Annotated in this window: 18 protein-coding genes; 6 read left to right on the top strand and 12 right to left on the bottom strand. The window is 71.2% G+C overall.

The features are described from left to right. The first annotated feature begins 140 nt into the window (after positions 1-140). Both IF22_RS33815 and IF22_RS0118480 read left to right on the top strand, forming a co-directional pair. Entirely contained in the window at positions 141-2567 is a 2427-nt protein-coding gene (locus tag IF22_RS33815) for a family 20 glycosylhydrolase (protein ID WP_030333633.1), read from the top strand. A 94-nt stretch (positions 2568-2661) separates the two neighbouring features. Next, positions 2662-3849, top strand: a complete 1188-nt coding sequence (locus IF22_RS0118480) for an ROK family transcriptional regulator (protein ID WP_030333985.1) — start codon at positions 2662-2664, stop codon at positions 3847-3849. Between the two features lie 18 nt (positions 3850-3867). On the opposite strand, the gene IF22_RS0118475 is transcribed toward IF22_RS0118480, so the two are convergent. From IF22_RS0118475 to IF22_RS0118465, 3 genes are read right to left on the bottom strand one after another with little or no spacing between them, the layout of a single operon-like run. Then, complete coding sequence (locus tag IF22_RS0118475) at positions 3868-4710, bottom strand: class II fructose-bisphosphate aldolase (protein WP_030333632.1); 843 nt, start codon at positions 4708-4710, stop codon at positions 3868-3870. 8 nt (positions 4711-4718) lie between these two features. Beyond that, positions 4719-5615, bottom strand: coding sequence for an SIS domain-containing protein (locus tag IF22_RS0118470; protein WP_030333630.1), 897 nt, complete (start codon positions 5613-5615; stop codon positions 4719-4721). After that, positions 5591-6619, bottom strand: a complete 1029-nt coding sequence (locus IF22_RS0118465; RefSeq protein WP_156057635.1) for a 1-phosphofructokinase family hexose kinase — start codon at positions 6617-6619, stop codon at positions 5591-5593. The genes IF22_RS0118470 and IF22_RS0118465 overlap by 25 nt, the downstream gene beginning before the upstream one ends. Positions 6620-6995: 376 nt before the next feature. On the opposite strand from IF22_RS0118465, the gene IF22_RS0118460 reads away from it, so the two are divergent. Genes IF22_RS0118460 through IF22_RS0118450 form a run of 3 tightly spaced genes read left to right on the top strand, consistent with a single transcriptional unit; the run spans position 6996 to position 12618 of the window. Then, the gene (locus IF22_RS0118460) at positions 6996-8069 is read left to right on the top strand and encodes a right-handed parallel beta-helix repeat-containing protein (protein ID WP_030333625.1); all 1074 of its coding nucleotides are present in this window, start codon (positions 6996-6998) and stop codon (positions 8067-8069) included. 20 nt (positions 8070-8089) lie between these two features. Next, positions 8090-10441 (top strand): family 20 glycosylhydrolase, encoded by a 2352-nt coding sequence (locus IF22_RS33810; protein ID WP_167337311.1) that lies wholly within the window; start codon positions 8090-8092, stop codon positions 10439-10441. Next, positions 10423-12618, top strand: coding sequence for an RICIN domain-containing protein (locus IF22_RS0118450; protein ID WP_156057632.1), 2196 nt, complete (start codon positions 10423-10425; stop codon positions 12616-12618). Before IF22_RS33810 ends, IF22_RS0118450 begins: the two co-directional genes overlap by 19 nt. 69 nt (positions 12619-12687) lie before the next feature. Here IF22_RS0118450 and IF22_RS0118445 read toward each other — a convergent pair whose 3' ends face one another. The 3 genes from IF22_RS0118445 to IF22_RS0118435 all read right to left on the bottom strand — a co-directional run bounded on the left by IF22_RS0118445 (position 12688) and on the right by IF22_RS0118435 (position 18791). Next, the gene (locus tag IF22_RS0118445) at positions 12688-15456 is read right to left on the bottom strand and encodes a TIM-barrel domain-containing protein (protein WP_036411789.1); all 2769 of its coding nucleotides are present in this window, start codon (positions 15454-15456) and stop codon (positions 12688-12690) included. A 131-nt stretch (positions 15457-15587) separates the two neighbouring features. Beyond that, entirely contained in the window at positions 15588-16367 is a 780-nt protein-coding gene (locus tag IF22_RS0118440; RefSeq protein WP_030333617.1) for a DeoR/GlpR family DNA-binding transcription regulator, read from the bottom strand. An 84-nt stretch (positions 16368-16451) separates the two neighbouring features. Further along, on the bottom strand, positions 16452-18791 hold the full coding sequence (locus tag IF22_RS0118435) for a beta-galactosidase (RefSeq protein ID WP_167337310.1): 2340 nt from the start codon (positions 18789-18791) through the stop codon (positions 16452-16454). Between the two features lie 321 nt (positions 18792-19112). Between IF22_RS0118435 and IF22_RS33805 the strand changes: the two genes are divergently transcribed. Then, entirely contained in the window at positions 19113-20867 is a 1755-nt protein-coding gene (locus IF22_RS33805) for an exo-alpha-sialidase (RefSeq protein ID WP_156057629.1), read from the top strand. 64 nt (positions 20868-20931) lie between these two features. Here IF22_RS33805 and IF22_RS0118425 read toward each other — a convergent pair whose 3' ends face one another. Genes IF22_RS0118425 through IF22_RS0118400 form a run of 6 tightly spaced genes read right to left on the bottom strand, consistent with a single transcriptional unit; the run spans position 20932 to position 26274 of the window. Next, positions 20932-21549, bottom strand: a complete 618-nt coding sequence (locus IF22_RS0118425) for a malonic semialdehyde reductase (protein WP_030333612.1) — start codon at positions 21547-21549, stop codon at positions 20932-20934. Then, a complete protein-coding gene (locus IF22_RS0118420; protein WP_030333611.1) occupies positions 21546-22109 on the bottom strand; it encodes a flavin reductase family protein in 564 nt (187 codons plus the stop codon). The genes IF22_RS0118425 and IF22_RS0118420 overlap by 4 nt, the downstream gene beginning before the upstream one ends. Then, positions 22106-23440, bottom strand: coding sequence for an LLM class flavin-dependent oxidoreductase (locus tag IF22_RS0118415; RefSeq protein WP_030333609.1), 1335 nt, complete (start codon positions 23438-23440; stop codon positions 22106-22108). Before IF22_RS0118415 ends, IF22_RS0118420 begins: the two co-directional genes overlap by 4 nt. Before the next feature lie 11 nt (positions 23441-23451). Further along, positions 23452-24324 (bottom strand): ABC transporter permease, encoded by an 873-nt coding sequence (locus IF22_RS0118410; protein WP_030333607.1) that lies wholly within the window; start codon positions 24322-24324, stop codon positions 23452-23454. Further along, positions 24317-25246, bottom strand: a complete 930-nt coding sequence (locus IF22_RS0118405) for an ABC transporter ATP-binding protein (RefSeq protein WP_036411787.1) — start codon at positions 25244-25246, stop codon at positions 24317-24319. Before IF22_RS0118405 ends, IF22_RS0118410 begins: the two co-directional genes overlap by 8 nt. After that, the gene (locus IF22_RS0118400; RefSeq protein ID WP_030333603.1) at positions 25243-26274 is read right to left on the bottom strand and encodes an ABC transporter substrate-binding protein; all 1032 of its coding nucleotides are present in this window, start codon (positions 26272-26274) and stop codon (positions 25243-25245) included. Before IF22_RS0118400 ends, IF22_RS0118405 begins: the two co-directional genes overlap by 4 nt. Between the last annotated feature and the right edge of the window lie 80 nt (positions 26275-26354).

Genomic DNA, 26354 nt, shown 5'->3' with positions numbered 1-26354 from the left:
ACCTGACAACGCCCGGCCACGACCGGACCGGCCGCCGTTTTATTGTCCGGGGCATTGACTAAATTGGACGGCGTCAGCAGACTGCGGCGTACCCGAGCAACCAGTCCCCCGGCGAGCCGGGCGACGGACAGAGGAGTCCCATGTCGATTCCGCGCTCCCCCCACACCACCGGACCCAGACGCCGCCTGACCGCGGCGAAGCTCGCCCTGGTGATCGCCGCGTCGCTGCTCGCGCCGCTCACGGCCGCCAGCCCGGCCATGGCCGCGCCGGTGAACCTGGCCCGCACCGGCACCGCCACCGCGTCGAGCGTCGAACTCGACCGCGCCGACTTCGTCGCCACGCGCGTCAACGACGGCGACCGCAACACCCGCTGGTCGTCGAAGTACCAGGACGACAACTGGGTCCAGGTCCGGCTGGCGTCCGCCGCCCGGGTCGACCACGTGGTGCTGACCTGGCCCAACGCGTGCGCCCGTGACTTCTCCCTGCAAACCTCCACCGACGGCACCGCCTGGACCACCGTCACCCGCCTGCAGCGCGACACCTGCCCCCGCACGGACGTCATCGCCGTGAACTCGGCCCAGCCGGTGTCCTACGTACGGATGCAGGGGCACCAACGGTGGGCGGCCTACGGCTACTCGATCTCCGAGTTCGAGATCTGGGACAGCACCGCGCCCCCGCCGGCACCCTCACTGGGCCTGCTGCCCAAACCGGTGTCGCTCACCGAGAACGGCGGCACGCCGTACACGTTGAACCCGAACACGCCGGTCGTCGCGGTCGGATCGCAGGCCACCGCGCCCGCCATCTACCTCGCCGGGCTGCTCCGCCCCGCCACCGGGTACGCCCTGCCGGTGGTCACCCAGAGCACCGCGCCCGCGCCCATCGTCGTCGAGGTGGGGGCCGGCAAGGGTCCGGTCGGGCACGCCGCCGAGGGATACCGGCTCGTCGTCACCACCGGCACGGTCCGGATCAGCGCCGACACGGCCAACGGCGCGCTCAACGGGGTGCAGACGCTGCGCCAACTCCTGCCGCAGTGGGTGGAGTCCGACACCGTCGTGAACACCGCGTGGACGGTGCCGGCGGTGACGATCTCCGACTACCCGCGCTTCGCCCACCGCGCGATGATGCTCGACGTCGCCCGCAGCTTCTACCCGATGAACGAGGTCAAGGCGTACATCGACAGCGCGGCGCAATACAAGATCAATCGTCTGCACCTGCACCTGACCGACGACCAGGGCTGGCGGATCGCCATCGACAACCCGACCAGCAACCCGGCGGGCATCGACTACGGCCGGCTCACCTCGGTCAGCGGGCGCACCGCCATGACCTACAACGACAGCGGTCAACTGATGGGCACCGAACTGGGCGTCACCGGCTTCTACACCAGGGCCGACTACGCCGAGATCGTGCGCTACGCCGGCCTGAACGGCATGACGGTCATCCCGGAGATCGACATGCCGGGGCACACCAACGCGGCACTGCACGCCATCCCCCAGCTCAACACGGCCGGCGCCCAGCCCAAGCCGGCACCCGGCCAGCAGACCGCACCGGCCAACGGCACCGGCAACGTCGGCTACTCGACGCTCGACTCGGCCAGCGCGACGACGTACGAGTTCGTCACGCAGGTGCTGACCCAGATCGCCGCCATGACGCCGGGGCCGTACCTGCACATTGGCGGCGACGAGGCGCACGTGACCAGCCACGCGAACTACACCGCGATGGTCGACGCCTTCACCGCTACCGTCGCGTCGCTCGGCAAGACGGTGGTCGGCTGGAACGAGTACGCCGGCACGGCGCTGCCCCGCGACAACGCCGTGGTGCAGTACTGGAACGGTGACCGCACGGCGGTGAGCAACGCGGTGACCGGCCGTGGCGCCCGGGTCGTCCTCTCCCCCGCCGCCCACACGTACGTGCCGCAGAAGCAGGATTCCCGCCAACCGCTCGGCGGCTCGTGGGCCTGCGGCGGACCGTGCGGACTGGACCGGCACTACAACTGGGACCCGGGCACCTTCATCCCGAACATCGCCGAGACCAGCGTGCTCGGGGTCGAGTCGGCCCTGTGGGGCGAGTTCATCCGCCGGATCGGCCAGGCGCAGTACTACAGCTTCCCGCGCCTGATCGCCACCGCCGAGGTGGGGTGGACGCCGCAGACGCAGCGCGACTACGCCGACTTCACCACCCGGCTGTCGGTGGCCGGCGGGCGGTTGACAGTCGAGGGCGTCAACTTCTTCCCCACCGCCGACGTGGCATGGCGCAAACAGGCGATCGGCCGGTCCGCCGCCGTCGTCGTCGGCGCACCGGTCGGCGCCACCTGGACGGTCACCGCCCCCGGGCTGCGCAGCACCGACCTGGTGGCCACCGTGACCTGGAGTGACGGACGGGTGGAGGCGTTGACGCCGACCGCGACGCGCGAGCCGAGCATCCCGGCGATGCAGATCAACAGCGCGTTCACCGTCGTGTCCCGGCGCACGTTCGGTTCGGCGGGGACGTACACCGGGACGTTGTCGGTGCGCTCGGCCGGGCTGGCCCCGGTCCAGGCGGCGCTGACCGTCACCGTCCGCGCCAGCTGACCGCGGGCCGGCGCCGCCCCGGTGGCGGCGCCGGCCACCGCGCCGTAGGTTGCCGCGACGACACCCGGGAGCAGGCGTCGGTCATGATGGTGCCGTGATCGAACGTCCGGATGCCATGCAACGTGTGCGGCTGGCGCACACGGAGGCGCTGCTGGCCCAGCTCCGCAGCGCCGGCCCGCTCAGTCGGGCCGACCTCATCCGGCTGACCGGGCTGTCCCGCACCACCCTGTTCGACATCATCGGCGACCTCATCGCCCGCGGCGTGGTCGTCGAGCGGGAACCGGCGCTGTCCGGCCAGCGGGGTCGTGGACGGCCGTCCACGACCGTCAGCCTCAACCCGTCCGCCGGCCGGATCATCGGCATCGACCTCGGTCGGGTGACGATCACGGTCATCGTCGCCACCCTGGGGCACGACATCCTGGCCCGGGGCAGCCGCCCCATCACGCTGGCGGCGGGGCCGGCCCGGCGCGCCAACGCCGCGATCAAGCTGATCGACGACCTCGTGCAGGAACACGACATCGACCTGCGCGCGCTGGAGGCGATCGGCCTCGGGCTGCCCGGCCTGGTGGCCGGCCGGGAGCGCCCCGCGGGCGGCCGCAGCCCGTCGGTGGCCGCGAAGCAGGTCAGCACGCGCATCCAGGACCGCTACGGCGTCGCCGTCGTCACCGACAACAACTCGCGGTTCGCCGCGCTGGCCGAGGGCACCTGGGGAGCGACCCGTGACGTGCGGGACGCCATCTACGTCCGGTGGAGTGACGGCGTCGGTGGCGGGCTCATCGTCGACGGCCGACTCGCCCGGGGTGCGAACGGCGCGGCCGGCGAGATCGGCCACGTCAGCGTCGACCCCGACGGAGACCCCTGTCCGTGCGGTGGTCGCGGTTGCCTGGAACTGCTGATCCGTCCGTCGGCGCTCATCGAGCAGTGCGCCCGCCGTGGTGTGACAGTCGCGGACCCGGCCGACCTGGTGGCCCGGGCACTCGCCGGCGAGCCGACAGCGCGGGACGTGGTGCGGCACGCCGCGACGATGCTCGGTCGCGTTCTGTCCGGGATGGTGGTGCAGTTGGATCCGGGCAAGGTGGCCATCGGCGGCACCCTGGCCCACGCCGGCGAGGTGGTGCTCGAGCCGGTCCGCGCGGCGATCGCCGAGCTGGCGATGCCCCGGCACACCCGCCGCCTGGACGTCGTGCCGGCCCAGTTCGGCGACGAGGGCGGTGCCCTGGGCGCCGTCGCGGCCGCGCTGCGGCTCAACCTGTCCGAGCCCTCGCCGGCCTTCCCCGGGTAGTCCCCCGAGGGGCAGCGGCTACGACGCCTCGGGCAGCAGCGTGAGCAGCCGCTGGACAGTCTCGGTCACCGCGTCCCGGCCGGCGGCGAGATATCGGCGCGGGTCGCGAGAGTGCGGCAGGACGCCACGGACCGCGTCGGTGAACGCCACGTTGAGGGCGGTACCAACATTGATCTTCACCATGCCCTGACCGACAGCGGCGCGGATCTGCTCCAGCGGCACCCCGGAGGAGCCGTGCAGGACCAACGGCACCGGTACGGCCTCGCGGATCGCGGCCACCAGGTCGAGATCCAGCGAGGCGGTCCGGTCGGCCATCGCGTGCGAGCTGCCCACCGCGACCGCCAGCGCGTCGACGCCGGTCTCGGCGACGTAGCGGGCGGCCTCGGCCGGGTCGGTGCGGACCCCGGCGGTGTGCGCGCTGGCCGGGGCGTCCGGTTTACCGCCGACGTAGCCGAGTTCGGCCTCCACCCACAACCGGTGGTCGTGCGCCCACTCGGTCGCCTTGCGGGTGGCCGCCACGTTGGCGGCGTACGGCAGCGCTGACGCGTCGACCATCACCGAGCTGAAGCCGGTGTCGGGCGCCCGCTCCAGCAGGGTTGTGTCGTCGACGTGGTCCAGGTGCAGCGACAGGGTGGCGCTGGACAGCCAGGCGACCTCGGCCGTCGCCGCGGCGATGGCCGACACACCGGAGTGGTAGCGCGCGGCGTTCTGACTGATCTGCAGGATCGCCGGTCGGCCGGCCCGCTCCGCCGCGGTGGCGATGGCCTGGGCGTACTCGATCGTGATCACGTTGAACGCGAGCACGCCGGTACCGGCAGCCTGGGCCGCCGCCACCAGGTCGGCGGTGGGAACGAGGGTCATCAGCGGCCTCAGGCGACCGGAGCGGTGAGGACGACGGACCGGGTGAGCAGCCGGGGCTGATCCGGATGCAGACCGCGACGCACCGCCAGCTCGACCGCGAGCCGCTGCGCGGTCGTGAGGTGAGCCATGGCGTCGATGTCCTCGTGCACCACGATCGCGCCGGTGGGTGCCAGGTCCTCGAGGAGGCCCGGTGCCACCGGCCCGAAGATCCAGACCACGGACCGGTGGTCCACCACGCTGATCGGACCGTGCCGGAACTCCATCGCCGGGTACGACTCGGCCCACATCTGTGCCGCCTCGCGCAGTTTCAGGGCGGCCTCGTGCGCCACGCCCACCGTCCAGCCGGTGCCGAGGAAGGTGAACTGGTCCCGACCGACCACGGCCGGGTCCAGTGGGGTGCCGAGCTGGGCCCGCGCCTGGTCGATCGTCTCGGTCAGGTCCGCACCGAGGCCGGCACGCCAGAGGGCGAGCGCGGTCGTGGCGAAGCGGGTCTGCACCACCGACTGCTCGTCGGCGAAGTCGAGGACGACGCAGTCGCTCACCAGCCGGGTCACCGGCCGGTCGGCGTCGGTGGTGAGCACTGTCGAGCGGCTGCCGGGCGGCAGTTGCTCAAGGAGTCGGATCACCTCGGTGGTGGTGCCGGAACGGGTGATGGCGACGACCCGGTCATAGCGTCGCCCGGCGGGGAATTCCGAGGCGGCGAAGGCGTCGGTCTCCCCCTGGCCCGCCGACTCGCGCAGCGCCGCGAAACTCTGGGCCATGAAGTACGAGGTGCCGCAGCCCACCACGGCGACGCGTTCGCCCGGCTGGGGCAGTGCCTGCGCCACGCCCGGTCGGGCGACCAGATCCACGGCGCGACGCCACGTCTCGGGCTGGGAGGTTATCTCGGCGGCGACGTGCGACACGATTCCTGCTCTCTGTCGGTGCGGGGCTCTTCCAGTTGTTCGACGGTGGTTCCGGGCAACAGCCGGGAAGCCACGACGGCGTCGTACTCGCCGGCCCACCGGCAGGCGACGGCGGCCGCCGAGACGGCAGCGCCTCGGGCGAGGACGTCCAGCCAGGGCATGCGGGTGAGCAGTCCGTACGCGAGCACGGCCGCGAGGGCGTCACCGGCACCGGTCGGGTTGCCGGCCATCCGTTCGGGCGCGTGGGCGCTGTAGGCGGCCCCGCCGTTGACCGCCACGAAGCCGTCCGCGCCACGGGACACGACTCCGGCGACAGCGCCGAGCCGGACGAGCCGGTGCGCCACCCGCACGGCGTCGTCGCGGGTGCGCACCGGGCGGCCGAGCAGTTCCGCCGCCTCGTGGACGTTGGGTTTCACCAGCGTCGGCGCGGCGGCCAGCGCGTGCCGCAGCGCGGCGCCGTCGGTGTCCACGATGGTCTGGACCCCGCCGGCCCGGGCGATGGTGACGAGATCGCGGTACGCGGTCTCGGGGACACCCGGTGGCCGGCTGCCGGAGAGCACCACCACCCGTGCCGCCCGGACCCGCTCGGCGAACTGCTCTCGGAACGACTCCCACTGGGCGACGGTGACGCGCGGGCCCGGTTCGTTGAGGACGGTCGCCGTGCCTCGCCCGAGGACGGTCACCGTCCGGCGGGTCTCCGTGTCGAGGCGGGTGAATCGCGCCGGTACGCCGGCCGTCGCCAGCTCGGCCTCGATCCGTTCGCCGGCTGCCCCACCGGCCAGGCCGAGGACCATCGTCTCGACGCCCAGCTGCCGCAGGACCCGGGCGACGTTCAGGCCCTTGCCTCCGGCACGGGACACCACGTCCGTCACCCGGTGGGAGGTGTCCGGCACCAGGTCGGGCACGGTGTAGGTGACGTCGAGGGCCGGATTGAGCGCCACCGAGATGATCAGGTCGCCGCGCGCCCGGGAGTCTGGCGGACCGCCGTTCAGATCTCGTTTCATGTCCGCCTCTTCCAGAAGATGCCAGCCACACGAGCACGCATGATCTTTCGTGACATTCAGATGCCAGAATCAATCAGGATGTTGCAGACCCTAGGGATCTGACCCCGGCGGCGTCAAGGTCGGTCCTGAGCGCTCCGACACCGTCACCGCCCCTGCGGGCACCGCATCGGGGGAGCGTCGCGGCGTTCGAGCAGCCCCGGCGCGCGGGGTCCCGACCTGGCAGGAATTTTGCATCAACTTGCACGGGCTGCCACCGAGCCGGAGGCCGAGCGGCGGCCGAGGGCGGGGCAACGGCTCTCTTGACGAGGGTCGATATCACTCGTAAGTTCGTCCGACATCTGACGTAGGACATTCCCCCGCTGTCCGAAGGACATCAATGACCACACGCCTCCCCCGCCGCGCGGTCGCGCTGGCGGGCGCCGCCGGTGCCCTCGCCGCCGTCGTCCCGCCCGGCCGCGCCGACGCCGCCATCGCCTCGACGTCCCTCCCGGTGCTCGGCGTCGCCGACGACTGGAACACCGTCCTCGCCCGTACGCCTCAGGTGCAGCTCGCGCCCGGCGCCACGTACACCCTCACCGCTCCGGTCGCCCTGCCCGACCGCTGCCTCATCGTCGGCAACGGCGCGACCGTCACCGTCCCCACCGACCAGAGCGGCGCGCTGTCCATCGTGGGCCGCAGCGGCGTCACCATCAGCGGCGTCCACTTCCTCGGACGCCAGTCCAGCCCGGTCGGCACCGCGCCACAGTTCGCGCACGTCGCCGTCCGGATCAGCCGCAGTACCGGCGTACGGATCCTGGACTGCGACTTCACGAACTGGCGCGGCGCCGGACTGGCGATCACCGGATCGGCCGCCGACGACTACTTCGGCTACCGGCTCAAGGTCAGCGGCAACGCCTTCCACCGCTGCTACTTCGGTGTCTCGCTGGCCGACCGCAGTGAGTACTCACAGTTGACCGCGAACAGCTTCACCTCGTGCCGACTCGCGATCTGGAACTCGTCGGGGAACTGGACGATCAACGGCAACGTCGTCGTCGGCTGCTACGGCGCCTACTACTCGTTCGCCCAGACCAGCCCGTACGGGGCGCTCGCCAGCGACAACTGGGGGCACGGCAGCCTGACCGGCAACACCGTCAACCACTGCAACGGTGGCGTCCCGGTGCGCTGGAGCACCGCCCTGTCCTTCCCCATCGGCGGGGTCGAGCGCAACCCGGGCACCGGCGTCGTCGTCGACGGCGTCCTGCCACCGACCTTCACCGGCAACACCCTCTGGTACAGCGACATCCGCGCCACGAACCTACTCGGTACCCGGTGGCTGCTCTCCGGGTGCACGCTCTCCAACCTCGCCGTCACCTGCTCCGGCGCCGCGCCTGTGCACCTGGTCGGCACACAGTCCAACAGCGGCACCGCGCCCCTGTTGCAGGGCAACGTCAAGGATCTCCTTCCGCTCTGAACGACCGGAGGTACGTGACCGTGTTCTCCTCCCACAAGCGGCTTCTCCCTCTCCTCCTCGCCTCCCTGCTGGTCGGCGTCGGGCTCGCTGTCCCGTCGGCGGCGCGGGCGGCCAACCCGACGCCCCAGGTCGCGCCGAGCGTCCGGGAGTGGACCGGAGGGACCGGCGTCTGGACGCTGGCCCCGTCGTCCCGGATCCTGCTCGACCCGGCACACGCCGCCCAGTTGTCACCAGCCGCGACGGCGCTGCGCGTCGACCTCGGCGCGATCAGCGGCGCCGACGTACCGGTTGTCTCGTCGGCGACGCCCGGGACCGGCGACATCCTGCTCACCCTGGCGAGCACCGACGCCGGCATCGGGGATCAGGGCTACCTGCTGACCGCCGGCTCGACCATCGTGATCCGCGCGAACGCGGCGGCCGGCGTGTACTACGGCACCCAGACCCTGCTGCAAATGATCAAACAGAGCGCGACGAGGACGACAGTGCCGGCGGGCACCATCCGGGACTACCCGCAGTACCGGGACCGGGGAGTGATGCTCGATGTCGGCCGGCACTTCTACGAGATGGACCACCTCGAGAACCTGCTCCGCCGGATGGCGTGGCTACGCCTGAACACGCTGCGCCTGCACCTCACCGAGTGGAACGGCTTCCGGCTGCGCAGCGACCGGTACCCCGGGCTGGCCTCGGCGCAGTCCTACAGCAAGGCCGACCTGCGCCGGTTGCAGGACGTCGCCAAGCGCTACCACATCACGATCGTTCCCGAGATCGACCTGCCGGGCCACGCCACGGCGATGACGACCTACGACCCGACGATGAGGTTCTCCTGCTCGTCGATGGACTACGCGCCCTGGCCGGGCGGTGAGAGGGGCGGCTGGACGCTGAACCTCACCAAGGAGAACGCCCGGACGTTCGTGATGAACCTGCTGTCGGAGTTCGTCCCACTGTTCGACGGCCCCTACTTCCACATCGGCGGCGACGAGTACCAGACCGACGCCGCCAAGAACTCCTGCCCCGAGCTGGTCAGCTACGCGCAGGCGCGCGGCTTCCCGTACCCCGGTGACGTCTTCACCGAGTTCATGAACCTGATGAACGACAAGGTGCGCTCGTACGGCAAGACGGCGCAGTTGTGGAACTGGTGGGAGACGAACGGCCAGCAGACCAGCATCAAGCCGGCCACCAACATCGTCCTCACCCCGTACACCGGGTCGCTGAACTACTTCTACAACCTGGGCTACACGGTCGTCGGCGTGCCGGAGAGCACCCTGTACGTGACGCCCGGGCTGAACCTCTACGTCAACACCAAGAACGTCTACGAGAGCTGGGCGCCGGACCAGAACGCGAAGGTCAACGGCTACCAGATGGCCCGCTGGTCGGACGCGATGGAGCACCAGACCGACGAGTGGTTCGACCAGTACGCGAAGCGGCCGACCGAGGTGCTGGCCGAGCGACTGTGGGGCGGCCCCCGGTCGAGCACCGTGGAGGCGTACTTCGCCCGGGTGGACGCGATCGGCGACGCCCCGGGCGTGCCGAGCGTGGTCCAGGTCAACGACAACACCACGGGGACCGGTGACAACCAGTTCAGCTACTCGGGGACGTGGTCCTACGGGGCCAACGGCAGCAGGCAGTTCCAGCGCGACGACCACTACAGCAGCACCCTCGACAGCGCGTACCAGGTGCGGTTCACCGGCAACAAGATCAAGCTCTTCGCCGCCAGGGCGGCGAACCACGGCCGGGCGGGCGTCTCGATCGACGGCGGCCCGGAGACTGTCGTCGACCTGTACTCCCCGACCCGGGTGGACCAGGCGATGGTCTTCACCAGCGGGCAGCTCGCGCAGGGCCCCCACGTCCTCAAGGTGCGGGTGCTGAACAGCAGGAACGCCAGTTCGTCAGGTACGGCGGTCACGGCGGACAAGGTCGAGGTGTCCCGGGCGGCGACCCCGGCCGCGGTGTTCGACCCGGCAACCGAACACCGCGTGGTCAACCGCAACAGCGCCAAGGTGCTGGAGGTGCCGGCGGGCAGCGGGGACGGCGCGAACGCCATCCAGTGGTCGGGCAACGGCGCGGCACATCAGCGCTGGACGCTCGTCGAGGCCGGCGGCGGCTACCACCGCATCGTCAACCGCAGCAGCGGCAAGGTGCTGGACGTGCCCGGCTCCTCCACCGCCGACGGGGCGAACGTCGTGCAGTGGACGTACCACGGCGGTGCGAACCAGCTGTGGAGCGTCATTCCGGTCGGCACCAATTACAAGATCATCAACCGGAGTTCCGGCAAGGCGCTCACCGTCGCCAACGCCGCCACCACCGACGGCGCCGCCGTCGTCCAGTCCACCTACCGCGGAGGTACCGAACAGCAATGGACCATCACCCGATGAACGGCCGGTGGACGGCGGCCCGGGCGGGCACCGCCGCGACCGTCGCCCTGCTGCTCCTGCTCAGCCTGTTGGTGCCGGCGACCGCCGGGCACGCCGCGCCCACCGCGACGGTGAACTACCCGGTCAACCAGGCGTTCAACGGCAGCAGCACCTTCCTCGACAAATCGGCCGACCTGTCGAGGGTGGCGAACCTGACCCAGGGGGCGATCGCCGTCCGGTTCCGGTCCACCAGCACCGCCGTCGCGAAGAGCTTCTTCAGCGCCTCGCACACCGCCGACGACTCCAGCAACCTGTCGTTCTCCCTCAACGGCGGCTCGGTGTACTTCGAGAACCGCGAGAACGGGGCGTACGCCACCCAGATGACCGCCACCGGCGGTCCCTACAACGACGGCGTCTGGCACACCGCCATCCTGACCGTCGGCACCGAGGGCACCCGCCTGCACGTCGACGGGGTGCTTCGCGCCACGCACCCCTCCACCCGGTTCTTCGCGAACGTCCGGGACCTGAACGGCATGTGGATCGGCCGCAACGTCGACGCCCAGGGAGCTCAGTGGCACTACAGCGGTGACCTGGACTACGTGCGGGTGTACGGAACCCCGCTGACGGCGGGCGAGATCAGCGACCTGAGCATGCGCATCGACTACACGATCCCGTTCCTGGACCTCAAGGACGACGCGCGCCGTCAGGTGCTCACCGACCGCCAGGCCGGGCAGTACCTCGGGCACCCCGACACCGTCCTGCTCGACGACGGCCGCACGATGTTCGCCGTCTACCCCATGGGCCACGGCACCGGCCAGATCATCCTGAAGCGCAGCGACGACGGTGGGCGCACCTGGAGCGGTCGACTCCCCACCCCGGCGAGCTGGGCCACCAGCAAGGAGACACCCACCCTCTACAAGGTGGTCAAGCCGAACGGGGCGACCCGACTCCTGCTGGTCAGCGGCCTTCCAGCGAGTCCGGGCGGGTTCAAGACCGCGTACTCCGACGACAGCGGCCGGTCCTGGTCGGAGTTCACCCACCACTTCGCCGACGCCGGCTTCGCCGGGTACGTCGCGCACGCCACGCTGGTCCGGCTGAAGAAGGCCGACGGGTCGTGGGACTTCCGGTACCTGGGCGTCTTCCACGACGGTGGCTACAACAACTGGAAGACGTACCTGACCTTCGACGCCGCCGGCAACGCCGTCTGGAGCACGCCGACCCGGCTGCTCGCCGCGCACAACACCATCGAGAAGTACGCCGGCCTCTGCGAGATCGAGATCATCCGCTCGCCGGACGGTCGCCAGCTCGCGATGCTCGCCCGGGCACAGCACAAGCGCACCAACGCCATGGTCGCGTTCTCGAACGACGAGGGGAACACCTGGACCGAACCGCGCGAGATGCAGGGCGCCCTGATGGGCGAACGGCACGCCGCCACGTACGACCCGGCGTCCGGTCGGCTCGTCATCACCTTCCGCGACATCATCCGCAACAGCGTGAGCAACACCGGCGCGTGGGTGGCCGGCGACTGGGTGGCCTGGGTCGGCACGTACGACGACCTGGTCAACTCCCGGGAGGGGCAGTACCGGGTGCGGTTGCTGGAGGACTTCACGCCCTCGGTCAAGAGCGGCGACACCGGTTACGCCGGCAACGTGGTGCTGCCCGACGGGACGTTCGTGCTCACGTCCTACGGATACTTCGACCCGGCCGACACCAGCTACCCGTACATCATGACCGTCCGGTTCAGCCTGAAGGAACTCGACGCCCTGAACGGCTCGTTCGACCCGACCGCGAGCTACACGCTCACGAACCGGGCCAGCGGGAAGGTCATCGAGGTCGCGGTCGCCGCACCGGGTGACGGCGGCGACGCCGTGCAGTGGGCCGACAACGGTGGTGTGCATCAGAAGTGGTCGATCGTTCCGCTCGGCAACGGGTACCACCGCATCGTCAACCGCCGCAGTGGCCGCGCCCTGGACGTGGCCGGCAGCTCGACGGCGGACGGCGCCGACGTGATCCAGTGGACGTACACGGGTGCGGCCAACCAGCAGTGGCGGATCACGCGCGTCGGCACCCACGTCACCATCACGAACCGCAACAGCGGCCGGGTGCTCGACCTCGACGGGACGATCACCGACAACGGGGCGGACGTCGTCCAGCGCACCGCCACCGGCGCGACCCGCCAACAGTGGTCCCTCTCCTAGGACCGTCGTCGCAGGACGCCGCGGGCTGCTCCAGCAGCCCGCGGCGTCTCGCTTCCACAGGTGTACGCGTCAACTCCCCGACGCCGACGCCACAGCTCTGCCGGTGACGGTCAGGTCGGCCACCGTGGTCCACGGCCCCCGGTCACCGGCCTCGCTCAGTGCCCGCAGGCGCAGGTACCGGCCGCTGCGCGCGGCGGTGAACGGCACCACCTTCTGCGTCGCCGTGTCGGCGAGGGTTCCCGAGGCCACCGGCGTGCCCCAGTTGCTCGGGCTGTCCGACACGTACACCTCGTAGCGGCCGATCCGGCCGTTGACTCCCCCGTCCTGCCGGGGCAGGTACCGCAGCCCGTCGACCTGGTACGTGGCGCCCAGGTCGAGCTGGATCTCGTGCGGCAGGGGCGCGGCAGTTGTCGACCAGGCGCTGTGCCAGAACGTGGACGTGCTGCCGTCGAAGGCGTTCGTGGCCGCGCCGTTCTCCGCGCTGGTCTCCTCGCTGTCGGCGTACACGAGTCGCCAGTTGTCGCGCGGGATCGGCGACGGTGTCGTGCTGGTGTCGGCGACCGGCAGCACCGCGCCGTCGATCCGGGTCTGGAACGCCGCGCTCCGCGACCCGGCCTTGATCCGCAGCACGCCGTCGGCGTAGAACCAGCCGCTGCTCGCCGAGTCGTACGCGGCGCGGGTGGCGAGCGACGGCAGGGTCTGGCCGGCGACGGTGACGGCGCGGGGAGCGGCCGCCAGGTGCGCGGTGAACTCGTAGGAGCGCGACGACGGCTTGCCGGCGTACGTGCCGACGGAGGCGCCCACGTCCACGGTGACCGTCCCGGTGCCGGACGTCGGTGCCGTCATGCTGACCTGCTGGGTGGCGTAGGCGCCGCTCTGGTAGGCGCGGGTGATACCGTCGTCCTCGTAGAGGGTGAAGCTCGACGAACCGCGCGGATACAGGTCGTAGGTGAGCGTGGAGACCGGCTTCTCACCCGTGTGGTTCATCTGCGGCCACATCGGCACGATGGAACCGCCCTTGACGAACAGGGGCAGCCGGTCGAGCGGCGCGGCGTACCCGTTCAGTGTGAGCGGGCCCTGGTAGACCCGGCCGGTCCAGTAGTCGGTCCAGGTGCCGGCCGGCAGGTAGATGCCGTCGCGCAGCTCGGTGTCGGAGACCACCGGCGCCACCAGGAACGCGTCGCCCGCCATGAACTGCCCCGACGTGGCGTTGCCCCGGGCGACCGGGTCGTTGGGATATTCGAGCACCAGGGCCCGGGTCGCCGGTACGCCGGTCACGCTGGCCACCCGGCTCATCGTGTAGTGGTACGGCATCAGCCGCATCTTGAGCTGGAGGTACCGGCGGTTGATCGACAGGTACGGCTCGGCGTACCGCCAGGGCTGCTTGTCCTGGTAGCCGGCCGCCGGGTTGGTCACCCCCCAACCGGACATCGTCATGAACGCCGGCGTGAACGACTTCCACTGCAGGTCCCGCACGTAGGTGTTCGGGCTGCCCCCGAAGATCCCGTCGACGTCACCGGTGGCGTAGTTGAAGCCGGACAGCCCGGCGCCCGCGACCGCCGGCACCGTCCACCGCATGTCGTCCCACCGCCCGTACGTGTCACCGGTCCAGACCACTGCGTTGCGCTGGGTGCCGGCCCACCCGTCGACCGTCCAGACGTAGCGACGCGCGTCGGAGTTGCGCTCGATGCCGTCCACCGCCTGCTGAACACCACGGAACGCGTTCTGGTAGCCGCCGCCGACCCAGGCGACGTCGGTCTTCACGCCACGGGTGCCGGCGGTGCCGACCTCGTAGTCGATCGACGACAGACCGCTGGAGGTCCACAGGCCGGTCTGGAAACCGAGCGCCTTGGCCCCGGCGACGGTGGCGGGCAGATCCGTGTAGCCGCAGCCGTACCCGTCGTTGGGCAGGAACCAGCCGGACGGCATGTCCTTGGCGCGGGCCTCCCGCGCGTACGACAGCACGTCGGGGGTCCGCTGGTGCCCGGCCCGGTTGTGGTCGCCCTGGTAGGCGGGGTTGGACGCGTTGAAGCAGTCGGCGTTGCCGAGTTCGAGGCCCCACATCGGGCTCAGGAACGGCTTGCCGGTCACGTCGGTGTACGCGCCGAGCACCCCCTTGAGCGAGTCGCCCACGAAGTAGTAGGCGTCGAACCGTTCCTCGTTGTGGGTGGTGGTCACCGGTGCGGTGAAGCCGTACGAGCCGGGTGCCCACGTGTTGCGCAGGACGCCGTAGCCGTTGGTGGACAGGTAGAAGGGGGCCGGACTGGCGTTGGTGTTCTCCCGCCACTGGTTGTCCACGGCGATCGGCACCGTCTTGTCGCGCAACGCCCACTCCCCCAGGCGCAGGCCGGTGCCGTAGAACTGCTCGTCGGTGGCGCGGGCCAGCCGTTGGGTGGTGCGGCCGGCGGTCCAGTCGAGCGGTTGCGCCTCCCGCCAGATGAGCCGCCCGTCGGGGCGCTGGACCTGCATCGTCAGAGGGCTCTTGGTGATCCGGATGACCACCGCCGAGGTGGCGATGCGGAAGGCGGTGCCCTCGTCGGTCGCGGTGCTGGCGACCGCACCGAAGTCGGTCCGCACGGTGATCTCGTTCGCCGCCGGTTCGGTGAAGGTGCCGTTGGGCGCGACCCAGACGCGGAAGATGTCCGCGCGGGCCAGTGTGAGCCGGATGCGGGCGGCCGTGCTGGTGGCGATGGTGTACGTGTTCCCGGCCCGGGTGAGGCCGGTCGCGCTTCCCGGTGTGCCCGCGCGGGCGGGTACGGCGTGCAGCATCGCGGCGAGCAGGATGAGGACCACGATGGCGGCGCGGCGGGTGTGCGCGGGCAGCGATGACCAGATCATCGTTTTCTCCCGGTGTGGTGAGGGGCAACATTCACGAAGACCGATGAGATGGAATGCTGCACCTGCTTGACTCAAGATGCAATAAGTAGGCCGCGATTTTGCATCGAGTTACATCTTTGCCAGGAGCCCCGTCAGACCTGGAGCACCGTGACACCGGCCTGCTCGACGAGGCTCACCTGCTGCGGGTCCGCCGCCCGGTCGGTGACCAGAGTGTCGATGTCGCCCAACGGGCAGATCCGGTTGAAGCTCCGGCGGCCCAGCTTCGAGGCGTCCGCGACGACGATCGTCCGCGCCGCGCTGGTCACCATGACGTGGTTGACCGCGGCCTCGCCGTCGTTGTGGGCGCTGGCGCCGTGCTGGTGGTCGATCGCGTCCACCCCCAGCACGACGACGTCCAGCGCCACGGACGCGAGCATCGTCTCCGCGATACGACCGACCAGCTCGTAGGACTGGGGGCGGGCCGTCCCACCGGTGAGCACCACCCGGATGTGCGGACGCACGATGAGCTCGTGGGCGATGTTCAGCGCGTTGGTCACCACAGTGGCCGCCGACAGCTGCCCGCTCGCGTCGGTACGCAGCGCGAGCGCCCGGGCCACCTCGGTCGTCGTGGTGCCACCGTTGAGCCCGACGGTGCTGCCCGGTGGGATCAGCGCGAGGGCGGCCGCGGCGATCCGCTGCTTCTCCGATGCCTGCCGCACCGCCTTGTAGCGCAGCGGCAGGTCGTAGGAGACGTTGGTGACGACCACGCCGCCGCGGGTACGGGTCACCAACTGCTGGGTGGCCAACTCGTCGAAGTCACGACGGATGGTCGCCGTGCTCACGCTCAGCTCGCGGGCGGTGGCCTCGATGTCGAGTTGGCCCTCGACGGCGACCATCTCCAGGAGCCGGTGCCACCGCTCGCGCTGGTTCACGTCTCACTCCGGTCGCTCCGCCCACCCATGCGGCCATCTTTGCATCTGTGATGCAAAGCCCGTACCGCACGTGGCCGAGGGGCGTCACGCCGGGGTGAGTCGCCAGTGCTGGGAGGCGCTGCCGGTGTCGGCCTGCTGCACGATCACGGCCCCGTTGGTGCTCGCCCCACCGGCCACGGCCAGGACCTTGCCGGTCTGCACGTTGACCAGCTTCACGAAGTCGCCGGACGCCGCGACGACCCGCCACTGCTGGTTACCACCGCCGGTCGCGGTCCACTGGATGACCCGCGCCCCCTCCGCCGTGGAGCTGGCCTCGACGTCAGCCAGCAGACCCGAACTGACGCTGGTCATCGTGGTGACGCCACCCACCGCGCCGGCCATCAACCACGCCTGGTTGGCGCCGCCGTTGGGGGTCCACTGGATCAACTGCACGCCGGTGGCCCCGGACAGGTCCGGCACGTCGAGGGCCTTGCCGCTGGCCCGGTTGACCACCGTGTGGCGAACGGCGCCCGACTGGCCGCTCAGGGTGGCCTCGAAGGGGATCGGCTGGGCCTGCGTCTGGTGCAGGTCGAAGACCACAATCTCGTTGGCGCCGACCCGCAGCCACGGCGCCGGGCAGTAGAGCCGCTGCTGCGGCCCCACCTTCCAGTAGCGGCCCAGGTTGCGCCCGTTGACCCAGACCACGCCCTTGGTCCACCGGGACATGTCCAGGTACGCGTCGCCGGTCTGGGTGAGGTTGACGGTGGCCTTGAAGAAGATGCCGGGCCGCGCGGCGTTGGTGATCACCGGACGCAGACCGGCCACGAACGTCTCGTCGACGGGCAGCAGGTGGGTCTGCCAGTTGGTCAACGTGCCGGTCAGGGTGCCCGCGTCGACAAGCGACACCCGCTCGGTGATGCCCTTGCGGTCGACCAGCGCCTGGCCGAAGTTGTTGCGGCCCATGCCCTCGACCAGGATGTCGAGCGTGGGGCTGCCGCTCGCCGAGGTCTTCAGCGCCAGCGGCGCGTCGCGCACCGTCACGCCGAGCGGCGTCGTGTAGGTCGCCGGCAGGTTGCTCCGGGACATGGCGCCCTGGTAGACGCCGTCGAGGAACACCGTCGCGTAGTCGCGCACCGACCTGACGTCAAGCGTGGCCCGGGTGTAGCCGGGAAGGACCCGGCGGTAGAGCATGAAGCCGGAGTTCTGGCCGTACATCTCCATCGGTTGCGGGTTCGTCTGGGTCGGCAACGCGGCCGGCAGGTTGTCCCACAGCGAGGCGTACGGGGCCGGCAGCACCGCCTGGGCGCCGGTCCGCACGATGGTGGGGATCGGCGCCGGGACGGCCGGCAGCGTCACCCCGAGGGCGGTGCCGATGATCTCCCGGTAGGCCGGGTACAGCCGCGACGGGCCGCCCTGTTCGGTGATCGGCGCGCCGTAGTCGTAGGTGGTGATGTCCGCCTGGTAGCCGGAGCCGTCGTTGGCGGCGTTCGCGCCGGCCCAGTACCCGAAGTTCGTCCCACCGTGGATCATGTAGAGGTTGAACGACAGGCGGCCGGCCATCAGACCCCGCAACTGGGTGGAGATGTCGGTGTTCGATCCGGCGAAGCCACCGTCGGCCCAGTGGGTCAACCAGCCGGTGTACAGCTCACCGGACATCGCCGGAACTGTCGGGAAGGACTGGCGGGCGGCGGCGATGGCCGCGGCGTCACCCCCGCTGAGCGCGACCGCGCCGCCGGTGACCACGGTGCGGTTGCCCTGCACCTGACCCAGGCCGTCCTCGGTGTAGAACGGCCCGTTGATCCCGGCGCGCAGCCACAGCTGCCGCAGCTCCTCCAGGTACGTCGTGTCGCTGCCGTACGACCCGTACTCGTTCTCGATCTGGACCATCAGGATCGGCCCGCCGTTGGCCACCATGAGCGGCTTGACCAGCGCGGCCAGCGCGTTGATGTAGCGCGTGACGGCAGCCATGTAGTTCGGGTCGGCGGCGGTGCGGACCCGCAGTTTGATGGTCGGGTTGCGCAGCAGGTACGGCGGTAGCCCGCCGAGGTCCCACTCGGCGCAGACGTACGGGCCGGGTCGCAGCAGCACGTACATGCCCTCGGCCTGACACAGCCGGATGAAGCCGGCGATGTCCCGCCGATCGGTGCTGAAGTCGAAGACGCCCTGCCGCTCCTCGATGTGGTTCCACATCACGTAGATGGCGATCGTGTTCATGCCCATCGCCTTGGCCATCTGGATCCGGTGCCGCCAGTACTGCACCGGGATGCGGGCCGGGTGCATCTCGCCGCTGCGGATCTGGAACGGCTGGCCGTCGAGCAGGAAGTTGCTGCCGTCGGCGGAGAACCCGAAGGTCTGCGCCGCCGCGGCGCTGGCCGGGCCGCCCGACGCCAGCATCGCCGCGAACGGACTGAGCACGCCGATGGTGAGGAGTTGGCGCCGTTCCATGGGGTCTCCTTCGGACAGGCGTCGCCGGCGGCGGTCGCGGGCCGGGGACGGGCCCGATCGCCGAGATGACGAAGGTGGTCGATGCAGTCGAGCCTGCCAGACGACGCAACATGATGTAAATATCCGAGCCCTATCCGGCATCTTCGATCAGCGGAACGTCCTGACCGCACCGTCCACGACGGACGAACAGGTCGGCGCCCGCCGCCCCACGTCGATCTATTGACGACCGGTGCGGCGTCCGGCTAGCGTCCCGACATCAGATATCCGACGTCTTATGCCTTGTCTTCCCCCGCCCACACCCCCGTCCCCCGAAGGAGTCCTGTGTCTCCTGTCCGAGCACTACCGCGCCGAGTGATCGCGGTCGTGGCCGCCGTCCTCGGCGTGGCCGCGATCCTGCCCGCCACGCCAGCCCACGCCGCCCCCGCCGGCGTGAGCGCGACCGCCAGCGCCGACTGCACGACCGGCCGGCTCAACCTCCGGCTCACCAACGGCAGCACCACCGCGCAGACCTTCACCGTCACCTGGCCGGGCCGCACCAACTCCCCCTGGACCCGGACAGTCGCCGCCGGCAGCAGCAGCAGCGAGCTGTACTGGACCCTCCCGGCCGGCACCGCGTACACCCTGCGGACCACCACCCCGACCGGCCTGGACGACACCTCCGCCGGCATCTTCCACTGCGGCACCGGCATGTCCGCGCTCACCAGCTACGACTGCACCGCCGGGCGACTCCAGCTCGCGCTGGAGAACCGCACCACGACGGCCCGGGACTTCACCGTCACCTGGCCCGGTCGCACCGGGTCCCCGTGGACCCGCACCATCGCCGCCGGCGGCAACTACCTGCACTACTGGACCGTCGGCGCCGGCACCGCGTACACCCTGCGGGTCACCGCCCCCGGTTTCGACACCACACTGCGGGGCACCGCCGGGTGCGGCCTGAGCGCCGGCACCCCGCAGATGAACACCACTGCGGTGCTGACCACCCAGAGCGTCATCCGCAACCTCAACGGCCCGAACGGCCGCTACGACGGCACCTCGGCCTCGGTCCGCATCCCGGGCATGGCCGTCACCAACAACGGCACCGTCATCGCCGTCGCCGACGCCCGGATCAACGGCTCGTACGACCTCGGCGGCGGCACCAACAACATCCAGATCGCGATGACCCGCAGCACCGACGGCGGCCGGACCTTCGACCAGCCGCGCGTCATCCACGCGCCCGCCACCACCAGCGAGGGAGCGGGCGACCCGAGCCTGCTGGTGGACCGCCGGACCGGCACCGTCTACTGCTTCTTCACGTACTCCCCCCGGCCGGGCATCAGCTTCTGGTCCGGCTCGTCCGGCCTCAACACGGCCAACGACCCGAACAGCCTGCACCTGCAATACATCACCAGCCGGGACAACGGCGCCACCTGGAGCGCCCCGGTCGAGCTGAACCCGACGATCAAGGTCGCGAGCTGGCAGCAGGCGTTCTTCTCCTCCGGGCACGGCATCCAGACCAGCACGGGCCGCCTGATCCAGCCGTTCGTCTACCGGGACGGGGCGGGTCTCACCCAGACCGCCAACGTCTACAGCGACGACAACGGCGTGACGTGGCGACGCGGCGGACCCGCCGGCGGGAACATCAACGAGAGCAAGGCGGTCGAGCGCGGCACCGGGGCGATCGTGCAGAACATGCGGCACAACAGCACCCGTAGCCGGTTCTACTCCACGTCCACCGACGGCGCTGTGACGTTCGGCCCGGCCACCGCCAGCGCCCTGCTGACCGACCCGCTCTGCAACGCCGACGAGATCTCCTACCTGCGCCCGTCGGAGGTGGGCGCGAACGGCGCACCGGTGCGTACCCGCACCGCCCTGTTCAGCAACAACGCGGCCCCGGCCGCGCGCAACGACCTCACCGTCCGGCTTTCCACCGACGACGGCGCCAGCTGGCCCGCCCGAGCGCTGGTCAAGCCGGGCGGGGCGGGCTACTCCACGATGGCGGTGCTGAACGACGGCACGGTCGGCAACCTGTACGAGGTGGGCAACACCGGCGGGATCTTCTTCGCCCGCTTCACCGTGGACTGGGTCAAGGGGTCCTGACCCACGAACCACCCGCCCCCGGTGCCGGCGTGGCGCCGGCACCGGGGGCGGGTGGTTCTTCCGCTCAGTCGTCGAGGGTGCGGATCACCTCCCCGGTGTCCAGCCGGGGCAGGCGGTCGGGCGAGTCCCCGACACTGGGGTGCCCGAGGTTGAGCAGCAGCAACACCTCGTGCCGACCGTCGGGGAAGAACTCCCGCTGCACGCCCGCGACGTCGAAGCCCGCCATCGGGCCGGCGGCGAGCCCCGCCGCGCGGACACCGACGATCAGATAACCGATCTGCAGGGTGGCGTTGAACCGGGCCTGCTCCACCCGGGCCGCCCGGTCCGCCAGCCAGTCCCGGGCCTGCGGGCGGTGCGGGTACAGCTCGGGCAGCCGCCGGTGGAACTCCACGTCGGCGGCGAGGATCGCGGTCAGCGGGGCGCGGGCCGTCGCGACCCGGTTGCCACTGGACAGGTGCGGCAGCAGCCGGGCCCGGGAATCCGGCGAGCGCAGCAGCAGCACCCGCAGCGGCTGGCCGTTGTACGCGGTCGGCCCGTACCGGATCAGGTCGTGGATCGCCGCGACCTGGGCGTCGGTGACCGGCTCGTCGGTGAACGTGTTCGCCGTGCGGGCCGCCCGGAACAGCAGGTCCTGGGCGGCCCGGTCCAGCGCGAGCAGGTCCGGTGCGGTCGGTGCCGTCACGTCGGCGAACCGGCGGTGGTGTAGCCACCCCGGTGGTGCACCAGCGGCGCGCCGTCGCCGCCGTCGCCGAGCGCCAGCGGCTCGGCGATCACCAGCGAGTGGTCGCCGGCCGGAACCCGGTGCACCACCCGGCAGAGCAGCCGGGCCAGCACGCCGCCGAGCAGCGGAACCCCGAACGGTCCCGACGTCCAGTGCGGGTACGCGGCGAACCGGTCGATGCCGCTGGTGGCGAAGACCGTGGCGGCCTCCCGCTGCCCGGCCGCGAGCAGGTGCACGGCGACGTGCTCGGCGCGGGCCACCACCGGCCAACTCGACGACGCCGTCCCGAGGCAGAACGAGACGAGCGGCGGGTCCAGCGACACCGACGTGAACGAGGTGGCGGTGAACCCCGCCCGGATCGGCGCGCCGATCCCACCCAGGCAGGCCGGCTCGGTGCCGCGGGCGACGGCGGTGACCACCGTGACGCTGGTGGCCTGCCGGCGCAGCAGCGCGCGGAACAGGTCCCCGTTGACCGGTCGCAGCTCGACGGTGCCCGCCGAGGGTCGCTCCACGGTGGTCACGCCGACACCAGGGCGGACGCGGCGTACGCGCTGGCCGGTCGGGGCAGCCCGTAGTGCTCGCGCAGCGTCCGACCGGTGTACTCGGTGCGGAACAGCCCTCGGGAGCGCAGCACCGGCACCACGTGGTCGACGAAGTCGGCGAGCCCGCCGGGCAGGTGCGGCGGCATGATGTTGAACCCGTCGGCGGCGCCCCGGGTGAACCACAGCTCGATCTGGTCGGCGATCTGCTCCGGTGTGCCGGCGACGACCCGGTGACCCCGACCGCCACCGAGCCGGCCGATCAGCTGCCGGACGGTGAGCTTCTCCCGGCGGGCCAGGTCGGTGACGAGTTGGTAGCGGCTCTGGTGGGCCTGCACGGTGCCGGAGTCCGGCAGCTCCGGCAGCGGCCCGTCCAGCGGCAGGCCGGTCAGGTCGATGCCGAGCATCCCGGAGAGCTGCGCGAGGGCGTACTCGGGGACGATCAGCTCCTCCAGCTCGGCGGCGAGCGCCCGCGCCTCGGCCTCGGTGCCGCCGATCACCGGCGCGATGCCGGGCAGGATCTTCACCAGGTCCGGGTCCCGGCCGGCGGCGGTGACCTGCCGGCGCAGCTCGGCGTAGAAACCCTGCCCGTCGGCGAGGGTCTGCTGGGCGGTGAAGACCGCCTCGGCGTAGCGGGCGGCGAAGGCGATGCCGTCCGGCGACGACCCGGCCTGCACCAGCAGCGGCCGGCCCTGCGGCGGGCGGGGGATGTTGAGCGGGCCACGGACCTGGAACTCCGGCCCCCGGTGCGCCACCTCGTGCACCCGGTCGGTGTCGGCGAACACCCCGGCCGTGGTGTCGAAGACCAGCGCGTCGTCCTCCCAGCTGTCCCAGAGCTTGATCGCCACGTCGACGAACTCGGCGGCCCGCCGGTACCGGTCGGCGTGCGCGGGGTGGCTGTCCCGGTTGAAGTTGACCGCCTCCCGCTCCTGGGCGGAGGTGACGATGTTCCAGCCGGCCCGGCCGCCGCTGAGGTGATCCAGCGAGGCGAACTTGCGGGCGGTGTGGAACGGCTCGTTGTAGGTGGTGGAGACCGTGGCGATGAGGCCGATGTGTTCGGTCACCGCGGCGAGCGACGCGAGCAGGGTCAGCGGCTCGAAGACGGCCTGGATGTTGTGGCGGGGGTTCGGCCCGACCGAGAGACCGTCGGCGAGGAAGAGCGAGTCGAGGGTGCCGCGTTCGGCGATCCGGGCCAGCTCCTGGAAGTGCCGCACGTCGGTGACCCGACGCGGGTCGGTGCGGGGGTGCCGCCAGGCCGCCTCGTGGTGGCCGACGCCCATCAGGAACGCGTTGAGGTGCAGGGTGCGGGTCATTGGTGTCCGTCCTATCCGGCAGTGACGTCGACGCGCCAGGTGGAGAAGCGACGTTCGAGGGCGACGAGGAGTTGGTTGACGACCAGACCGATGGCGGAGATCGTGATGATCCCCGAGTACATGTCGGCGATCGCGAAGTTGTACTGCGCGTAGTTGATGAGGTAGCCGAGCCCCGCCTTCGCGCCGACCATCTCGGCCGCGACCAGCACCAGGATCGAGTACGCCCCGGCCAGTCGGACGCCGGTGAAGATGGTCGGCACCGCGGCCGGCAGGATCACCTTCTGGAACAGCCGCAGGTGGTTGAGCCCCATCGAGCGGGCCGACCGGATCAGCAGCGGGTCGACGCCCTTCACCCCGGCGATGGTGTTGAGCAGGATCGGCCAGGAGCACGCGTACAGCACCAGGGCGATCTTGGAGGTCTCCCCCAGGCCGAGGATGAGCACGAACACCGGCAGCAGGGCCAGCGCCGCGGTGTTGCGGAACACCTCCAGCAGCGGGCTGAGCAGCTCGGCGAGCGGCCGGTACCAGCCGATCAGCAACCCGAGCGGGATGGCGGTGAGCACCGCCAGGCCGAGCCCGGCCAGCGACCGGGTCAGGCTCGCGCCCACGTGCTCGGCGAGCTGCCCGCTGCGCAGCAACTCCCACCAGGCCACCAGCACCTCCGACAGCGGGGGCAGGAAGACCCGGTCCACCAGCCCGAGCCGCGGCGCGCTCTCCCAGATCGCGGCCAGCGCGACGATCGCGACACCGCGGTGCAGCACCCTGCCGCCGAGGCCGAGCAGCCGGCCGGCGGGGCCGCGGGCACCGGATCCGGGGGCGGCCACCGCGTCGGGCGCGGTCGTCGGGGCCGCCAGCCGGGTGGGACGTTCGGCGATGTCAACCAACGCGGGCCTCCTCGGTGTGGGCCGCCGCCGGCGCCGCGCGCCGCGCGTCGGCTCCGGCGACGACGGAAGTACGACCACCACCTGCTCCGGGGTGGGCGGTGCGGCTGCCGGTGGCGCCTTCGGCGGCCTGGGCGGCGCGCACCTCGTCGCGCAGCAGGGTCCAGATCTGGTGCCGGTGGTGGCGGAACGCGTCGGTGGAGCGGACGTCCTCGGCCGCGTCCCGGTCGCCGAGGTCGATGTCGATGACCTGTTTGAGCCGACCGGGCCGGGACGTCAGCACCGCCACCCGCTGTCCCAGGTAGACGGCCTCGTCGATGCCGTGGGTGATGAACACGACGGTCTTGCCGGTGCGGGCCCAGATCCGCACCAGCTCGTCCTGCAACGAGTCGCGGGTCTGCGCGTCCAGGGCGGCGAACGGCTCGTCCATCAGCAGCACGTCCGGGTCGTACGCGAGGCTGCGGGCGATGGCCACCCGCTGCTTCATCCCGCCGGACAGCTCGTGCGGGTAGCGGTCGGCGAACCCGCGCAGGCCCACCAGGTCGAGGTGATGCTCGATCAGGGCGGCCCGTTCGCCCCGGGGCACCCCCTTGGCTTCGAGACCGAACGCGACGTTGCCGGCGGCGGTGCGCCAGGGCAGCAGCGCGTACTGCTGGAAGACGATGCCCCGGTCCAGGCCGGGGCCGGTGACCGGCCGGCCGTCGACGAGCACCCGCCCACCAGTGGGTTCGGTGAGCCCGCCGAGCAGGTCGAGCAGGGTGGACTTGCCGCAGCCGCTGGGGCCGACGACGACCAGGAACTCGCCGGGGCGTACCCCGAGGGTGACCTCGTCGAGTGCGGTGACCGCGCCGGCCGCGCCACGCCGGCCGCCGCGGACGCCGAAGGTCTTGCTCACCCGGTCAAAGAGGATCTTGTCGGTGTTCACGCGCTGCCACCGTCCACGAAGGGGTTGAACCGGTTGGTGTAGAGGTCGGCGGGCTTCGGACGGTCGCCCCTGAGCTCGCCCTCGGCGGCGAGCCAGTCGATCCAGGTGCCGAACTCCTGCTCGTCGATCACCCCGCCCCGGCCGGCGACGCCGCTGCTCTTCCAGTACGCGACCAGCGACGGGTCCTCGTTGCGACCCCGCTTGCCGATGATGTCCCGCATCCGGGCGACAACGGTCTCCCGGGGTTGGGTGCGCGCCCACTCGATGGCCTTGCCGACCCCGGTGACGAACGCCCTGACGGTCTCCGGGTTGCGCTTGATGAAGTCGTCGCGGAAGACGTAGGTGCCGCCGCTGAACGCGCCGAGCAGTTCGTAGTCGGTGACGATGGTGCGGATGCCGCCACTGGCGACCGCCTTGTCCCGGATCACCCCACCGAGCACCGCGACGTCGATCTGTTGCTGTCGCAGCGACTGCTCGGTGTTGACCGGTGGCAGCGCGACCAGCTCGACCTGCCTGATCTCGGCGGGGGTGAGACCGCCGCGAGCGAGCCAGGTCTTGAGCACGGCCTCGGCGTGCGCGCCGAGGGTGTTCATGCCGACCTTCTTGCCGATCAGGTCGCGGGGCCCGCGGATCGGGCTGCCGTCGAGCACGTAGTAGCCCTGGAAGGTCTGTGCGTCCGAACCGTAGTAGCTGACCACCGCGGTGATCGGGGCGTTGGCGGCGGCGAGCTTGACGATGGCGCCGTTGAACGCGCCGCCGAAGTCGCTCTGCCCGGTGGCGGTGGCCTGGATGTCCTGCGGACCGCCGGTGACGTTGCCGATCCAGGTGAGCGTGACGTCGCCGAGATAGCCGAGGTCGGCGGCGAGTTCGGGGAGGGTGACCTGGCCGACGGAGCCCTGGTAGCGCAGCTCGCTGACCTGGTCGCCGCTGGCGGTGGCGGCACCGCCGCATCCGGCGGTGGCGGCGAGCACGACCAGCGCGGCAGCGGTGGCGAGGGTACGCCGAACGGCATGACGGGGTGGGGACATGAGGAGTCTCCTGATCTGTCCACGATGGGAGTGGGGACGCCCGGATGGGGGCGTACGGGCACGCACGCTGCTCCGCGTTG

Origin of the sequence: Micromonospora parva (assembly GCF_000718515.1) — a bacterium.
Classification (GTDB): Bacteria; Actinomycetota; Actinomycetes; order Mycobacteriales; family Micromonosporaceae; genus Micromonospora; species Micromonospora parva.
The sequence above is the reverse complement of the archived record's forward strand: the minus strand, read 5'-3'. Positions and strand labels throughout refer to the sequence as shown.

What these genes read in the sequence shown, in the direction of transcription:
- IF22_RS33815 (WP_030333633.1), top strand. Translation starts at nt 141, where the DNA reads ATGTCGATTCCGCGCTCCCCCCACACCACCGGACCCAGACGCCGCCTG.
- IF22_RS0118475 (WP_030333632.1), bottom strand. Translation starts at nt 4,710, where the DNA reads ATGACCCTCGTTCCCACCGCCGACCTGGTGGCGGCGGCCCAGGCTGCC.
- IF22_RS0118465 (WP_156057635.1), bottom strand. Translation starts at nt 6,619, where the DNA reads ATGAAACGAGATCTGAACGGCGGTCCGCCAGACTCCCGGGCGCGCGGC.
- IF22_RS0118460 (WP_030333625.1), top strand. Translation starts at nt 6,996, where the DNA reads ATGACCACACGCCTCCCCCGCCGCGCGGTCGCGCTGGCGGGCGCCGCC.
- IF22_RS0118450 (WP_156057632.1), top strand. Translation starts at nt 10,423, where the DNA reads ATGGACCATCACCCGATGAACGGCCGGTGGACGGCGGCCCGGGCGGGC.
- IF22_RS0118445 (WP_036411789.1), bottom strand. Translation starts at nt 15,456, where the DNA reads ATGATCTGGTCATCGCTGCCCGCGCACACCCGCCGCGCCGCCATCGTG.
- IF22_RS0118435 (WP_167337310.1), bottom strand. Translation starts at nt 18,791, where the DNA reads ATGGAACGGCGCCAACTCCTCACCATCGGCGTGCTCAGTCCGTTCGCG.
- IF22_RS0118415 (WP_030333609.1), bottom strand. Translation starts at nt 23,440, where the DNA reads ATGACCCGCACCCTGCACCTCAACGCGTTCCTGATGGGCGTCGGCCAC.
- IF22_RS0118400 (WP_030333603.1), bottom strand. Translation starts at nt 26,274, where the DNA reads ATGTCCCCACCCCGTCATGCCGTTCGGCGTACCCTCGCCACCGCTGCC.